At 71.7% G+C, this 13,527-nt stretch carries 14 protein-coding genes; 7 read left to right on the forward strand and 7 right to left on the reverse strand.

Features of this window, described 5'->3' with window-relative positions; translation table 11 throughout:
- Window positions 1–97 precede the first annotated feature (97 nt).
- From IE142_RS12530 to IE142_RS12540, 3 genes are all read right to left on the reverse strand, one after another.
- On the reverse strand, window positions 98–1,303 hold the full coding sequence (locus IE142_RS12530; RefSeq protein ID WP_191885800.1) for a damage-control phosphatase ARMT1 family protein: 1,206 nt from the start codon (window positions 1,301–1,303) through the stop codon (window positions 98–100).
- Window positions 1,304–1,420: 117 nt separating this feature from the next.
- Window positions 1,421–2,068, reverse strand: coding sequence for a ScbR family autoregulator-binding transcription factor (locus IE142_RS12535; protein ID WP_191885801.1), 648 nt, complete (start codon window positions 2,066–2,068; stop codon window positions 1,421–1,423).
- Between the two features lie 151 nt (window positions 2,069–2,219).
- Entirely contained in the window at window positions 2,220–2,903 is a 684-nt protein-coding gene (locus IE142_RS12540; protein ID WP_191885802.1) for a Tat pathway signal sequence domain protein, read from the reverse strand.
- A gap of 573 nt (window positions 2,904–3,476) precedes the next feature.
- Between IE142_RS12540 and IE142_RS12545 the strand changes: the two genes are divergently transcribed.
- From IE142_RS12545 to IE142_RS12575, 7 genes are all read left to right on the forward strand, one after another.
- Entirely contained in the window at window positions 3,477–4,172 is a 696-nt protein-coding gene (locus IE142_RS12545) for a DUF6230 family protein (protein WP_191885803.1), read from the forward strand.
- Window positions 4,172–4,630: a DUF6114 domain-containing protein gene (locus IE142_RS12550; protein WP_191885804.1), complete on the forward strand. Its 459-nt coding sequence runs from the start codon at window positions 4,172–4,174 to the stop codon at window positions 4,628–4,630. Before IE142_RS12545 ends, IE142_RS12550 begins: the two co-directional genes overlap by 1 nt.
- 353 nt (window positions 4,631–4,983) lie before the next feature.
- Window positions 4,984–5,988: a substrate-binding domain-containing protein gene (locus IE142_RS12555; protein WP_191885805.1), complete on the forward strand. Its 1,005-nt coding sequence runs from the start codon at window positions 4,984–4,986 to the stop codon at window positions 5,986–5,988.
- 65 nt (window positions 5,989–6,053) lie between these two features.
- Window positions 6,054–8,537 carry a sensor histidine kinase gene (locus IE142_RS12560; protein ID WP_191885806.1) on the forward strand — a complete coding sequence of 828 codons (2,484 nt, stop codon included), beginning with the start codon at window positions 6,054–6,056 and terminating at the stop codon, window positions 8,535–8,537.
- Window positions 8,534–8,953 carry a roadblock/LC7 domain-containing protein gene (locus IE142_RS12565; RefSeq protein ID WP_100048488.1) on the forward strand — a complete coding sequence of 140 codons (420 nt, stop codon included), beginning with the start codon at window positions 8,534–8,536 and terminating at the stop codon, window positions 8,951–8,953. The genes IE142_RS12560 and IE142_RS12565 overlap by 4 nt, the downstream gene beginning before the upstream one ends.
- Window position 8,954: 1 nt before the next feature.
- Entirely contained in the window at window positions 8,955–9,314 is a 360-nt protein-coding gene (locus IE142_RS12570; RefSeq protein WP_191885807.1) for a DUF742 domain-containing protein, read from the forward strand.
- Window positions 9,301–9,912, forward strand: a complete 612-nt coding sequence (locus tag IE142_RS12575) for a GTP-binding protein (RefSeq protein ID WP_191885808.1) — start codon at window positions 9,301–9,303, stop codon at window positions 9,910–9,912. The genes IE142_RS12570 and IE142_RS12575 overlap by 14 nt, the downstream gene beginning before the upstream one ends.
- A gap of 16 nt (window positions 9,913–9,928) precedes the next feature.
- Here the strand turns inward: IE142_RS12575 and IE142_RS12580 are convergent, their stop codons facing one another.
- From IE142_RS12580 to IE142_RS12595, 4 genes are all read right to left on the reverse strand, one after another.
- Window positions 9,929–10,888, reverse strand: coding sequence for an ABC transporter substrate-binding protein (locus tag IE142_RS12580; protein WP_191885809.1), 960 nt, complete (start codon window positions 10,886–10,888; stop codon window positions 9,929–9,931).
- A gap of 80 nt (window positions 10,889–10,968) precedes the next feature.
- The gene (locus IE142_RS12585) at window positions 10,969–11,634 is read right to left on the reverse strand and encodes an ABC transporter permease (RefSeq protein WP_191885810.1); all 666 of its coding nucleotides are present in this window, start codon (window positions 11,632–11,634) and stop codon (window positions 10,969–10,971) included.
- Window positions 11,631–12,335 carry an ABC transporter permease gene (locus IE142_RS12590; RefSeq protein ID WP_191885811.1) on the reverse strand — a complete coding sequence of 235 codons (705 nt, stop codon included), beginning with the start codon at window positions 12,333–12,335 and terminating at the stop codon, window positions 11,631–11,633. The genes IE142_RS12585 and IE142_RS12590 overlap by 4 nt, the downstream gene beginning before the upstream one ends.
- On the reverse strand, window positions 12,332–13,483 hold the full coding sequence (locus IE142_RS12595) for an ABC transporter ATP-binding protein (RefSeq protein WP_191885812.1): 1,152 nt from the start codon (window positions 13,481–13,483) through the stop codon (window positions 12,332–12,334). Before IE142_RS12595 ends, IE142_RS12590 begins: the two co-directional genes overlap by 4 nt.
- Window positions 13,484–13,527 lie beyond the last annotated feature (44 nt).

A 13,527-nucleotide genomic window follows, 5' to 3' on the forward strand; every position in this document is an offset into this window, starting at 1 on the left:
CGCACCCGCTCGCCGGGACATGATCACACCATCGCGTGAATCAGCGCGTGATCCGGGAACTTCCGCCGGTTAGACATCCGCGGTGGTGCCGTGACGTTCAGGTCCTGACCTGGATCAGCGCGTGCGTCCCGCTCGTGCGCCAGCGTCGTTCCCCGCTTCCTTCGAGCGCCTGCTCGGTGTCCGCGGTCAGGCCCGTGATCACGTCCGACTTCAGGGTGCGCAGCGCGGCGACCGGACCCGGGAAGTAGGCGGTCACGTCCGCGAAGGGCGTGGTCGGGGGCCACCGGCGGTCCCCCACCAGACGACGGTAGTTCAGGTCGCCCTTGAGCACGGTGACCGTGGCAGCGGCGAACTCCGCGCGCAGGTCGGCGGGCATGTCGGAGTACGGGAGCGGGGCGCACGAGAAGGGGTGGGCGCGGACGGTGACCCGGCCGTCGGTGAGCGCGGCCCACAGCCGGTCGCCGTACGCGGCCGCCGCGCCGCCCGCCGCGACGAGCCGCCGCAGCGCGTCGAGCACGTCGGTGGGGGTGGCGTCGGAGACGTAGTACGGGTACGGCTTGACGTGCAGGACCGCCCGGTCGATGCGGCCCTCGCCGAGCAGGTGCGAGACGAGGAGCAGGTCCGGGACGAGTTCCCGGCCCGCGTTGTCGGCGACGAGGCAGAGAGTGGCGGGGCCGGGGGTGCCGGCTCGGGCCGGCGGGAGCAGGGACCAGAGCGCGTCGCTGTCGTCGGCGACGAGTGCCGCCACCTCGCCCCCGGCGTCGCCACCGCTTCCGGAGAGGCGGAAGCCGAGGTCCGCGCGGTTGCCCCAGAGCGAGCCGTGCAGCAGGGACCGGGTCCGCTCGTCCGCGGACAGTGCGTCGAGGCCGTCGAGCGCGGCGAGTTCCTCGTCCGTCTCGGGGGCGTCGAGTTCGGCGAGCTTCGCGGGCCGGAAGGGGTCGACGCCCCGCCAGGTGCCGGGGCCGAAGTAGCCGACGGCGTCGAGGAGTCTGCGGTAGAAGTGGCCCTCGGCCCACAGCCAGGGCACGTCGTACCAGGAGCGGCCGGCGTACTCGCTCATTCCCCAGTCGGCCCAGCGGTCACGGTCGCGGACGTCCGCGTCGGCGGGCAGTGGCTCGATGACGCCGTCGGCACAGCTTCGGAGCAGCGCGTCGAGGGCGCGCCGGCGTTCGGGACCGTGGGGGAACACCTCCTTGACCTGCCTGATGATGGCCGGGTGCCGCTCGGCCAGCACACTGTGCGGGAAGGAGCCGGGGTCGTCACCGCGGATGACAGGGACGGACTCGGTCGGGGTGTCGGGCATGCGCCTCACCGTATCGCGCGCCTCCGCTCGGGCGGCGAGGCCGTCGCCGCCTCCCGGCAGGTGCGTCCTTCGGCTATCGGCCGACTCCCGGCCGACTTCCGACCGACTCCCGGCCGGTCAGGCCGCGTAGGTCTCGCGTTCCAGCCGGGCCGCCAGGGTGAGGTAGCGCGCGCGTCGGGTCACCGGGACCATGCCGCGGATCAGGAGGTGCCACATGCCGGCCAGGCGGCGGGGCTGGCGTGCGTGCGGTTCGAGGGTGCCGCTCACGAGGCGGGTGCCGACGATTGAGCTGACGAGGGTGTGGGCGACGGAGTCGACGTCGATGTCGGGATGGACGTCGGACTGCCGGACGGCGTCCAGGAGGCGGGAGGAGGCGATCTCCCGCCACTCGGTGAAGGGGTGCGGCAGCGGCGGACGTACCGGCACTCCCCCGGTGGCGAGCCGCAGCCCCGCCCGCAGGACCGGACCCTCCTCGCACAGCCGGGCCATGCCGAACGTGAGGCGCATCAGCGCCTCCAGGGAGGTGTAGCCCCGGTCGTCCAGCTCCGTCGCCAGCCGACGCGAGGTTCTGGACTGCAGCTCCATGATCGCGTGGGCGAGGTCCTCCTTCGCCGCGAAGTGGAAGTACAGGGCGCCCTTGGTGACTCCGGCATGGGCCACGATCTCGCTCAGGCTGGTCGACTCGTAACCATGACGGTCGAACAGGTCGGCGGCGGCCCCGAGAATCGTCGCGCGGGTCTGCTCGGCGCGTAGCTGCCTCGCCATCGGCTGAACTCTCCTGGGCTGGAACTCAACAGGCCGTGCCGCCTGTCTTGACCCCCTGTACAAGATAACTCACCGTCAGATCCGTCACCCGAAGACCCCACGGTTCCGGGGCCCGGCCCGCGCCGTCACGGCACGGGCCGGGCGGATCGGTTCAGTTGACGTAGACCGCCTCCGTCCCGTCCGTCACCGGGGCGTAGGTGGCGGTGAAGTACCCGTTGGCGAAGCAGAGTCCCGAGCCGGACACCTTGGTGAACCGCTGGTCGGTGAAGGCGATCGAGTTGCCGTCGTTGCTCGCCGTGCCGGTGAGACGAGGGGCTTCGTAGACGCAGTTGATGCTGCCGAGCAGGGTGCGCAGGGCGACCGTGGTCCGGACGGTCGAACCGCTCGGCGGGGTGACGACGACGGCTCCGTCGGAAGACACGGTGGTGGTGTAGGGCAGGTTGTGGACCGTGATGCCGTTGACGCCGAGGACGCCGGTGACGTTGCTGGTGCAGCTGCCGCTATCGAAGGTGTGGGCGGTGAGCGTCTCGGTGGCCGTGCCGGGCGCGGTCGGGTTGTCGGTGACCGTGACCGTGAACTGCGAGGACGTGCAGGACACGCCGCTGCTGCCGGTGGCGCTGGAGTGGAACGTGGCGGCGGTGCCGCTCGCCAGCGAGGCGGTGAGGACGTCCCCGACGGCGACCGGCGTACCGCCGGTGGCGCCGGTGGTGAGGACGGGGGTGTCGGCCACCGCGGTGTCCGCGACGGCGGGGACCGCCGCGGGGAGGGTCAGCGCGGCGACGGCCGCGGTGAGGGTGAGGAACTGACGGGTGCGAGGAGCGGTACGAGTACGCATGCGGCTGCCTCTTCTCTGAAGTGGGGTTCGGTGAAGCAGGAGTGGGCCGGCCGCGGGGACGCGGGCGGGCCGATGCGACGGGATACCGGGCCGTGCCGGGTGGGCACGTGCGTGGCTCATGAGGTACGGGCCTCGCCCGGAAGGTGTGGTGCGCGCCCCGAGGGGGGCGGGGTCCGGTGCTGTGCGGGGACAGCACCGGGGCCGGGAACGCGGACGGTGCCGCGGAAACGGATCCGGCGCCACGGATCCGGAGGAAACAGGGACCGTTGTAGACCTGACGTGCCGTCAACGTCAAGGCCCGGCACGTAGGTTGAGGCGACGCGGTACCCGCCTCCAGTGCCACCGGGCCGAGGAGTACGGCAGGTGACACACGATCCCCACTCTTTACTCACAACTTGCTTGACCGCGCCGTGTAACCACCGGTAACTTCCCAATTGGCTACTGGTGCGTAACGTGTGATAGCCCCTGCACCCGCCGGGAGTTGCCGGGAGACGTGCGCACCAGCCGCTGTCCGCGCCAGGACAACGTGCCGCTGAAGCCCGATCCGCATTCACCGTGCCTCTGGGAGCAGACATGGCCTCGTCCTCGGATCTCACCCCGTCCGCCGGCAACACCCCCGACCCCGTGAGCGGCCAGGAAAGCGGTACCGTTCCGGAAGCCGTCGCCACCACCGGACGCGGCCGGGTCAGGCTGCGCCGGGCCGCGGTGCTGGCGGTACCCGCCGCCGCGGTCACCGCGGGCCTGGCGATCCTCACCGCCCAGGGCGCGCTGGGCGTGCAGTTCGCGATCTCCGGCATGCCGTTCACCGTCACCGCGACAGAACTCGACGGCAACGGCTTCGCCCAGTTCGGCGGCCTCGACAACATGGCCGAGGGCAGCCCCAACGCGGGAGACACCGGCGGACAGGTGCTGGTCGTCACCTCCGTGATCAAGGAGGCCGAGCTCACCAAGCTGTGCCAGAGCGTCGACCTGGGCGGCACCAACCTGCTCATCACCGCGGGCGGCGGGACCACCCGGGTCTCGGCGAAGGACCTGACCACCGACTCCACGGAACTGTCGGGCGACGCCGCCTTCGACAACATCGAGATCGGCAACGACGCCAGCACGCTGGACAAGGCCGGCCCCAAGGGCCGCGGACCGATCGGGGTCTTCAGTCAGCAGGCCGACACCGTGCACATCAAGAACCTGCGGCAGACCAACTACGCCACCACCGCCGGGGTGTTCAAGCTGCCCGGCCTGAAGATGCGCTTCAGCGGGTCGGGCTGCTGATGCCCGGCGACCGGCGCAGGGGCTTGCGGGCCGCCTTCCGCGACTGGCGGTCCGGCCGGCCGTTCTGGGGCGGGCTGCTGCTCGCCCTGGCCGGGGCCGAGGTACTGCTCACGATGAAGGCGTCACTGAAGGTCGTGCTGCACGTCGGCATGCAGGGCGTGGCCGGCTACCTGCTGCCGGTCGTCATGCTGCTCTGCGGGCTGCTCGTCCTGGTCAACCCCTCCCAGCGGCTCTTCTACTCGCTCATCGGCGTCCTGGCCTCCCTGGGGACCTGGGTCACGTCCAATCTGGGCGGGTTCGTCGTCGGGCTGCTCCTGGGCTGTACCGGCAGCTGCCTGGTCTTCGGCTGGCTGCCCGACCAGGAGTCCCGCCGTGATCGCCGGCGCCGCAGGAAGGCGGCCCGGGTCGCGCGAACGGCTCCACCACCACTGGAACGCGGGGCCGGCGAAGCCGCCTGAACCGAAGCCGCCTGACACCGGAACCACCGGACACCCGGGCCCCGCGCCCCAGTGCACCAGGCCCCCGCGCCCCCAACCCCCGGCGTCCGCGCATCGGCACGCACCCGGAGATGGACCCCGGGCCACGGGCGCCGGACCGTAGGCGACACGTACCCACAGACCTCCCCCGCCCCGTTCATCACGATGCGGCACCGACAACTCACACCTCGTCGCTGGTCACTTGACTACCGGCGGTCACTCACGGTTTGCTCCGGCCAGGCGAGATTCCCCCGGCTGGCGCACCGACCCGCGGCTCCGGTTCCCCCTCGCTCCGTTCCTCCTGCTCGGCCGTACAGCGAGGTGCCGCACCCCCCATGAGTACGACTCCCCCGACCACCCGCTTCCCCGGACGCGTGCGCACCGCGGCCCTCGTCGCCGTCGGCTGCCTGCTGGTGGCCGGCTGCTCCGCACTCGGCGGGGACGAGGACGGCTCTCCCGCGGGCGGGCCCGGCGGCCACCGGATGAAGGTCGCCATGGTCACTCACGGGGGCGAAGGGGACGCCTTCTGGGACCGGGTGCGCAAGGGTGCCGAGGCCGCGGCCGACAAGGACGGCATCGACCTGACGTACGCCGGGGACGCCGACGCCGCCGACCAGGCCGAGCTGGTGCGGGACGCGGTCCGTGACGAGGTGGACGGCATCGCCGTCACCCTCGCCAAGCCGCAGGCGATGAAGGGGCCGGTAGCCGAGGCCAGGAAGGCCGGCATCCCCGTGGTCGGCCTCAACTCCGGCATGGACGCCTGGCGCTCCACGGGACTTCTCGGATACTTCGGGCAGGACGAGAGCGTGGCGGGCCGTGCCGTCGGTGACAAGCTGAACGGCCTGAAGGCGCGGCACGCCCTGTGCGTCATCCACGAGCGGGGGAACGTCGCCCTGGAGGCCCGCTGCGCCGGCGTGAAGAAGACCTTCGAGGGCGAGACCGAGATGCTGTACGTCGAGGGCACCGACATGGACGCGGTGGGTGCCGCCGTCACCGCGCGGCTTCGGCAGGAATCGAGCATCGACGAAGTCGTCATGAACGGGGCCGCGTTCGCCCTGGCCGCCGTGGAATCGGTCGACGAGGCGGGCAGCAAGGCGCACGTGGCCACCTTCGACCTCGACGAGGACCTGGTCGCCGCGGTCGAACGCGGGGACGTGCAGTTCGCGGTGGACCAGCAGCCGTACCTGCAGGGCTACCTCGCGGTGGACGCGCTGTGGCTGCACCGCACCAACGGCAACGTCAGCGGCGGTGGAGTGGCACCCGTGCTGACCGGCCCCGCGTTCGTGACCCGGGCCAACGCCGGCGCGGTCGCCGAGTTCGCCGCGGGCGGCACCCGATGACCGGATTCCGCGGGCGCGTGCCCCGCACACCCGCCACCCTCCCCCACTGATCGCCTAGGACGACGATGTCTGCACGGAAAGGTGCCCGGCGCCGCCTCGGCTCCATACGTCTCTCCTTGATCCTCCTCGCCCTGGTCCCCGGCGTCACCCTCGCCGCGGTGTGGGGCGTGACCACGATCCAGGTGTTCTCGGAGGGTCTGCGGCTGCGGGCGCAGACGGAGCTGAGCCGCTCCACCGGGGCCATGGGCACCGAGGCGGCCCTGGCGCTGCAACGGGAGCGCAGTCTGTCCGCGGCCTGGCTGGCCGAACCGGACGGCTCGAGGGCCGCTCTGGACGCGCAACGGAAGCGGACGGACGCGGCGGTCGCCCAGCTCGTCGGCCAGTCCGACGCGATCGAGAGCGCGCCCGACCGGATCTCGGACCGCCTGTACTCGGTCCTCGGCTCGGTGGGCAGCCTCGAGTACTACCGCAACCAGGTGGACGACCCCAGCGACATCACCCCCGAGCAGGCGCTCGACCAGTACACCTCGATCATCGACGAGCAGATCCACGCCTTCCAGGAACTCTCGCAGGTCGACGACGGCGACCTCACCTCGCGGGCCGGGCCGCTGGTCGCACTGGAGCATGCGGCCGAACTCACGTCCCAGGAGGACGCCCGGCTCACCCTGTCCTGGCCGTCCGGCCGGATGGACGAGAAGGAGTGGGCGCAGTTCGCCCAGCTCGTCCACACCCGGCGCTGGCTCGTGCGGGACCAGATCGTCCCCTCCCTGAGCGGCAGCGCCAAGACGCAGACCGAGCGGATCCTCGCGAGCCCCGAGTGGCAGACCCTGGAATCCGTCGAGGACGAGGTGCTGGCGGCCCGCGCGGCGGGCGAGGAGGCGCGGATCGACCTCCCGGACGCGCGGCAGCGGTGGACCGGTGCGCTGGCCAAGGTCTCCGACCAGTACGCCACGCTGATCCGGCAGCAGACCGACGGGCTGCTCGACCGCAGTGCCGAGAACGCCCGCGGTCTGCTGATCAAGGCCGCGTCCCTCAGCGTGGGCGGCCTGATCGCGCTGGTGCTGTGCGTCGGCATGTCCTGGCGCATCACCCGTTCGTTGTCCCGGCGGCTGCGCGGGCTGCGGCTGGCGACCCTGAGCCTGGCCGAGGAACGGCTGCCGGACGTGGTGGCCAGGCTGGAGCGGGGCGAGAAGGTCGACGTGGAGTCGGCGACCCCGCCGCTGGACTACGGGCGGGACGAACTCGGGCAAGTGGCGCAGGCGTTCAACACCGCGCAGCGCACCGCCGTGTACACCGCCGTCGAACTCGCCGACACCCGGCGCGGCTTCCAGAAGGTGATCCTAGGTATCGCCCGGCAGAGCCAGAACCTCGTCAACATGCAACTGGGCAAGCTGGACGCGCTGGAACGCGAGCACACCGACCCTGAGATCCTCAAGGGCCTGTACGAACTGGACTCCACGGCCAGCCAGTTGCGCCGCTACGAGGAGAACCTCGTGATCATCGCAGGCGAGCAGCCCCGGCGCACCTGGCGCGAGCCCGTCGCGCTGGTCGACATCCTGCGCAGTGCCGTCGGCGAGGTCGCCGAGTACCAGCGGGTGGAGCTGCACACCGAGGAGGAGGTGGCGCTCGCGCCGCCCGCGGTCGCCGACGTGATCCACCTGCTGGCCGAGCTGATCGACAACGCGACGGCGTACTCCCCCGCTCCCCACCCGGTCGGGGTGCGCGCCACGCTGGTCGCCAAGGGGCTGGCCGTCGAGATCGAGGACCGCGGGCTGGGGCTGTCGGAGGAGGACTACGCGTCCTTCAACGCCCAGTTGGCGGTGGCCCCGCAGTTCGACGTGGTGGCTCTCGCCGACGACCTGCGGCTCGGCATGTTCGTCGTCGCCCGGCTCGCGCACCGGCACGACATCACCGTGACGCTGCGTTCCTCCCCGTACGGCGGGACCACGGCGATCGTGCTGATCCCGCACGACATCGTGGTGCGCGAGCCGGTCGACGGCGCCGGCGGGGCGGACGGGCCGGCGGTCCGCCGCGGCGCCGGTGCCCTGGCGTCACCGGTGTCCACGGGAAGCCCCGAGGCCGACGGAACCACCGATGCCACCGATGCCCGCGGACATGGCGCGGCTCCAGCAGCCCCGGCGGAACTGCCCGTGCAGCCCGTACGGCCGACGCGGAGCCGACCCACGAGCCGCCCGGGGCCGCTCTCCCCGGCCGCGTCGCCCGCCGAGCGCGGCGGTCTGGCGCCGCTCCCCCGCCGGGTACCGCAGACCAGCCTGGCCGCCGAGCTGCGCGACGAGACCCCCGTCACCGGCCAGGACGGTCCGGACGCCGCAGGCGAGGGGTACGCCGACTTCACCGCCGAGCGCGCCGCCTCCTCCCTCGCCGGCTTCCAGCGCGGCACGCTGCGGGCCCAGGCCGACGACACCGACACCGAAGCCGACACGGAAGCCGACGACTCGAACGCCGAAGCCGGCGGGCAGCTCCTCGCCTCCGCCACCCCCTCGACCCCGACCGCCGACCGCCGACCGCCGACGAAGGACTCGCCATGACCCGACCCTCGCCCGCCACTCACACCGAGCTGGACCAGCTCCTCACCGGACTCGTGGAGCGGGTCGCCGACGTGAACCAGGCGGTGGTGCTCTCCGAGGACGGACTGGTCGTCAGCAAGTCCACCGGTTTCCTGCGCGACGACGCCGAGCGGCTGGCGGCGACCGCGTCGGGTCTGATGAGCCTCAGCAAGGGCGTCAGCATGGACTTCCGGGGCGGCCCGGTGCGGCAGGCGCTCATCGAGATGGCCAACGGTTACCTGATACTCACCTCGGCCGGCCCCGGTGCCCACCTGGTCGTGCTCACCGGTGCGAACGCCGACGTCGGTGTGGTGGCCTACCAGATGAACATGCTGGTGAAGAAGATCGGCGAGCACCTGAGCGCGGCACCGCGGGCCACCGCCCTCCCAGGCGAGTGACGTGACCGGAGGCGACACCGGGGGGCGGCTGGTGCGGCCGTTCACCCTGACCGGCGGCCGGACCCGGCCCAGCCGCGCCGACTTCACCCTCATCACGACGGTGACCGCCCTCGATCCGCAGCCGGCCCGTGCCGTGCGACCACAGCCCGAACACCTGCGGATCCTGCGCCTGTGCGCGGAACCGGTCGCCGTGGCGGAGGTCGCGGCCCGCCTCGACCTGCCGGTGAGTGTGGTCGTCATCCTGCTCTCGGACCTGCTGGAGGCCGGCCGGATCACCGCCCGGCCGCCGCACCCGGTCGACCGCGCCACCCCCGACCTGGACCTGCTGCAGAAAGTGAGGGACGGCCTTGGCCGGCTCTGACCGCGCCGCTCCGGCGCCCACGGCACCCGCCTCCCCGGCCGCGCCCGAGGCGGTGAAGATCCTGATCGCCGGCGGTTTCGGCGTCGGGAAGACCACCATGGTCGGCTCGGTGAGCGAGATCGCCCCGCTGCGCACCGAGGAACCGCTGACCGCGGCGGGGCTGGACGTCGACGACCTCGCCGGGATCGAGGAGAAGCGGGACACCACGGTCGCCCTGGACTTCGGGCGGATCAGCATCGGCCGGGAGCTGGTGCTGTACCTGTTCGGTACGCCCGGTCAGCAGCGCTTCTGGTTCATGTGGAACGACCTGGCGATCGGGGCACTGGGCGCGGTGGTGCTGGTGGACGTCCGCAGGCCCGAGTCGAGCTTCGCGGCCATCGACTTCTTCGAGCGCCGCGGCATTCCGTTCGTCGTCGGCGTCAACGGCTTCCACGGGCGGCACCCGTATCCGGCCGAGGAGATCCGGGAGGCGCTGGCGCTGCCGGAGCACGTCAAGGTGCTGCTGTGCGACGCGCGGGAGCGGGCCTCCAGCCGGGACGTCCTCATCGCCCTGATCGACCAGTTGATCGACGCCGCGGCCTCGGCCGCGGCGTCGTGAGGGAGCGTGCTGCGGGTCAGCTCAATCCGGCCGACTCCAGCCACTCCACGGCCACGTCCAGCGGGTCCTTCTTGTCCAGCTGGACCTGGGCGTCCAGGTCGAGGAGGGTCTTGGTGTCCAGCTTGGCGGAGACCGCGTTCAGCGCGTCGACGCCCTCAGGGGGCAGGCCCTCCTTGTGGACCAGTGGTGTCACGTTCGCGTGGCCGAAGAGGTTCTCCGGGTCCCTGAGGACGACGAACTTCTCCTTGACGATGGTCGGGTCGGTGGTGAAGATGTCCGCCGCCTGCACGGTGTTCTTGGTCAGCGCCGACTGGGTCAGCGGGCCGCCCGCGTCGAGCGCCTTGAACGACTTGAACTCCAGGCCGTACACGGACTCCAGGCCCTTGAGGCCCTGCTGCCGGGTCTGGAACTCGGGTGAACCGCCGATCACCAGGTCCGGTGCTATGTCCTTGAGGTCGGCGAGGGTCGACTCGGCGGTGAGGCCGTGCTTCTTCGCGGTCTCGGCGTTGACGCTGACCGAGTCCTTGTTCTCGGCCGGCGAGGACTCCAGGAGCGTCAGCTTCTTGTCGAGCTTGGCCTTGACCGCTTCGTTCACGGCCTCGGCGGACTGCTGCCCGGCCTCGGGGTCGAGGTAGGCGAGCAGCGAACCGTTGTACTCGGGCAGCACCGTGACCGAGCCGTTCTTCATCAGGCCGTACGTCGTCTCCCGGCTGCCGATGTTGTGCTTGTAGGTGACCTTGAGGCCCTTGGCCTTGAGCGCCTCGCCGTAGATGTCGGCGAGCAGGGTGCTCTCGGCGAAGTTGTTGGAGCCGACGACGACGGTGCCGGCCTCCGCCTTCTCCCCGGCCAGGGGGTTGTCGGAGGTGTCGTCGGAGGAGGAACAGCCCGCGAGCAGCGCCGTCGCGGCGGTGAGCGCGACGGCCGCCGCGCCGGTGTGCCTCGTCCTGGACCTGCCGCTCTTCGCGCTAGAAGTCATCCGTCGATCCAAACGAGCCACTTGTCGGTCAGTCAAGAACGGCCTGGTTACGGTTTTCGTCACGTGTGCGTTCGAGCGCGTCAGCGCCTGCGCACCCCCGGGGAGACCGCCAGCCGCTCCGCCGCCCAGAACACCGCGAGCGTGGCCAGCGCCAGGAGGGCCACCAGCGTCGCGCCGCCGACCACCTTCTCGTAGTCGCGCTGGTAGAGGCCGTCGATGATGTACCGGCCGATCCCGCCGAGACTGACGTACGCGGCGATGGTGGCCGTCGACACGACCTGGATGGCGGCCGAGCGCAGTCCGCTGAGCACCAGCGGCAGGGCGACGGGCAGTTCGACCCGGAGGAGGATGTCCGGCTCGTGCATGCCCATGCCCCGTGCGGCGTCCACCGGGGCGGGGTCGACGGAGCGGACCGCCTCGTAGGTGGTCACGAGGATCGGCGGGATCGCGAGCACGACCAGCGGGATCATCACGGGCAGCAGGCCGATGCCGACGACGACGGCGATCAGCACCAGCAGCCCGAAGCTGGGCAGGGCACGGGCTGCGGTGGCGACGAAGGCGACGGCGTTGCCGCCGCGCCCGGTGTGGCCGGTCAGCAGCCCGACGGGCAGCCCGATCGCGGCGGCGATGCCGAGCGCCATCAGCGTGTACTGGACGTGCTCCAGCAGGCGCTGCGGGATGCCGTCGTAGCCGTGCCACTGGGCGCTGTCGCTGAAGAAGGCGTTGACGAAGTCGAGGACGTTCACCGGGTCGCCGCCTCCTCCGGCTCGGGCCGCGCGGCGGCCTGCTTCGGACGTCGCCCGGCCTTGCCGCGCGGCATCCAAGGCGTCAGCAGGTTGCGGACCAGGACGAGCGCCGCGTCGCACAGGATGGCCAGTACGGCGGTGGTGAGGACCGAGTTGACCGCCAGCTCGGGCCTGCCGTACTTCTGGGCGTCCGCGAGCAGGTTGCCGAGGGCGCCCTGGTTGCCGATGAGGGCGCCGACGCTGACCAGGGAGATGCTCGCCGACACGGCCACCCGCAGGCCGGCGAGGATCGCGGGCACGGCGATCGGCAACTGCACCTGGAGGTAGCGCCGTACGGGTCCGAAACCCATCGCGGTGGACGCGGCCAGGGTCTCCTCGGGCACCGACCGCACGCCGTCGACGATGGCCGGGACGAGCACCACCAGGCTGTAGACGGCCAGCGGGATCATCACCGTCAGCTCGGTCTGGCCGGTGTAGTCGATGAGGACGACGAAGACCGCGAGGGACGGGATGGCGTAGAACACGGTGGTCAGGCCGAGCACCGGCGGGTACAGCCAGCGGAACCGCACGCAGAGCTGGGCGATGGGCAGCGCGGCCAGCAGCCCGGCCAGGACCGGCAGCAGCGCCTCGCGCAGGTGCAGTCCGATGAGGCCGAAGTAGGTGTTGTCGAGGTCGCTGGGGATGTCGAAGAAGCCGTTCACGGCGCGACCTTCGCGATGTCGGCGGGCCCCACGGCCCGCGCGTCGCCGGTGTCCGCCGCACTGTGGGCGGCGCGGATCGCCTCGCCGACGGCCTGCTGGGAGACGACCCCCGTCACCCGCCCGCCGGCGTCCACGGCGACGGCCCAGCCAGTGGGCGAGAGCACCGCGCAGTCCAGCGCGGCCCGCAGCGAATCCGCGCCCGGCACGAAGGGCCGCCCGTACGGCAGCAGCCCTTCGGCCACGATGTCGCCGGCGGTCAGGTCCCCCGGTTCGGCCCAGCCCAGCGGGCGGCCCTCCGCGTCGGTCACCAGCAGGTAGGGGGCGTCGGGCGCGGCCAGCTGTTCGGCCGTGGCGTCCACGCGCACGACGGGGTCCGTCGTCAGTTCCAGGCCCTCGGAGGCGAAGAAGGACAACCGCCGGATGCCGCGATCGGCGCCGAGGAAGTCCTCGACGAAGTCGTCCACGGGGTTCGACAGCAGTTCGGCGGGCGGCGCGAACTGGGCGAGCCGGCCGCCGGTACGCATCACCGCGACCGTGCTGCCCAGCTTGATGGCCTCGTCGATGTCGTGCGTGACGAAGACGATGGTCTTGCCCAGCTCGTCCTGGATGCGCAGGAGTTCGTCCTGGAGGCCCTTGCGGACCACGGGGTCCACGGCGGAGAACGGTTCGTCCATGAGGAGCACCGGCGGGTCGGCGGCGAGCGCCCGGGCCACGCCGACCCGCTGCTGCTGGCCGCCGGAGAGCTGGTACGGGTACCGCTTGGCGAGGGAGGCGTCGAGCCCCACCCGCTCCATCAGCTCGGCGGCCCGCTCCCGGGACTTCCGCCTGCCCCACCCGATCATGCGGGGCACGGTGGCGATGTTGTCGAGGATGGTCCGGTGCTGGAAGAGACCGGCGTTCTGGATGACGTACCCCATCGACCGGCGCAACGTGGTGACCGGCTGCTGCTGGAGGTCCGCGCCGTTCAGGGAGATGGTGCCCTCGGTGGGCTCGATCATCCTGTTGATCATCCGCAGGGTCGTCGTCTTGCCGCAGCCCGACGGTCCGACGAGAACCGTGATCGAGCGGTCGGGTATCTCCAGCGACAGCCGGTCGACCGCCACGGTGCCGTCCGGGTACCGCTTGGTGACTGAATCAATCCGTATCAAAACGCCGAATACCCTTCGGGTGGGCGGATGGTTCTGGCCAGGTC

Origin of the sequence: Streptomyces mutabilis (assembly GCF_014649815.1) — a bacterium.
Lineage (GTDB): Bacteria > Actinomycetota > Actinomycetes > Streptomycetales > Streptomycetaceae > Streptomyces > Streptomyces mutabilis.

Excerpts from the sequence above, each read along its gene's own strand:
- IE142_RS12530 (WP_191885800.1), bottom strand. The coding sequence starts at position 1,303 with ATGCCCGACACCCCGACCGAGTCCGTCCCTGTCATCCGCGGTGACGAC.
- IE142_RS12535 (WP_191885801.1), bottom strand. The coding sequence starts at position 2,068 with ATGGCGAGGCAGCTACGCGCCGAGCAGACCCGCGCGACGATTCTCGGG.
- IE142_RS12540 (WP_191885802.1), bottom strand. The coding sequence starts at position 2,903 with ATGCGTACTCGTACCGCTCCTCGCACCCGTCAGTTCCTCACCCTCACC.
- IE142_RS12545 (WP_191885803.1), top strand. The coding sequence starts at position 3,477 with ATGGCCTCGTCCTCGGATCTCACCCCGTCCGCCGGCAACACCCCCGAC.
- IE142_RS12550 (WP_191885804.1), top strand. The coding sequence starts at position 4,172 with ATGCCCGGCGACCGGCGCAGGGGCTTGCGGGCCGCCTTCCGCGACTGG.
- IE142_RS12555 (WP_191885805.1), top strand. The coding sequence starts at position 4,984 with ATGAGTACGACTCCCCCGACCACCCGCTTCCCCGGACGCGTGCGCACC.
- IE142_RS12560 (WP_191885806.1), top strand. The coding sequence starts at position 6,054 with ATGTCTGCACGGAAAGGTGCCCGGCGCCGCCTCGGCTCCATACGTCTC.
- IE142_RS12565 (WP_100048488.1), top strand. The coding sequence starts at position 8,534 with ATGACCCGACCCTCGCCCGCCACTCACACCGAGCTGGACCAGCTCCTC.
- IE142_RS12580 (WP_191885809.1), bottom strand. The coding sequence starts at position 10,888 with ATGACTTCTAGCGCGAAGAGCGGCAGGTCCAGGACGAGGCACACCGGC.